A 747-nucleotide genomic window follows, 5' to 3' on the forward strand; every position below is an offset into this window, starting at 1 on the left:
GTTGGGCCCGGTCGCTACATAGATATCCTCCGACCACGAAGCCTTTGCCTTGCCGTAGGTGCTGGCAAGCTCGCGGCGAAGTGACCGACTATCGGCATAACCGGCCAGCATTCCGTCGGCGGTCTTGGTGGCGTTTTCCTGCGCTTGCCGAATAATCTCGCGCCGGTCGTCAGTCATCCAGTTGATGAGGCCCTTCACGTCACCGTCGAGGCGCTCGTAATCGACCGGGCTATCATCACCTGCCGCCTTAAGTGTCGTGAATGGCGTTTCTGTCGACCAAGCCACCGACCGGCCATTGTCCACGCGCAAGCGTGTCCGGACAAACCAGTCAGTCAGCGAGGTCAGGCCTTCAACTATTGGGACGTTGATCACGTCCCAAGTCACGAACTTGGTAAACACCTGCGACGGGTCATTCGCTGGCCAATATTCGATATCGACGCCGACGACCGAGATATCATCAATCGGATCCCAGATCAGCCGCACACCGGGCAGTTCGCCTTGTCCATCTGCAACAACAACAATTGGAATGGCGAAGAAATTTTGCACTTCGGCCAGATATTGCGGGGGTGGGATTACGATGATGTTCGGCGGGTTGGTCTCGTAGGCTGTCGGATCAAACACACCGTTGCTGATCTGCTGCAAAGACAGCGAGATATCGCGAGCGCCATCGGTATTGATCCCGCCAAGCTGGCGCGTCAGAACCTGAAACGTGCGGTCGCCATACTTGGCGCTATTCCAGCGAACCCA

Annotated in this window: 1 pseudogene; it reads right to left on the reverse strand. The window is 57.0% G+C overall.

The features are described 5' to 3' along the window. Positions 1–747, reverse strand: a pseudogene (locus HWD97_RS24230) (hypothetical protein); the annotation flags it as partial.

The organism is Ochrobactrum sp. C6C9 (genome assembly GCF_022627935.1).
Lineage (GTDB): Bacteria > Pseudomonadota > Alphaproteobacteria > Rhizobiales > Rhizobiaceae > Brucella > Brucella teleogrylli.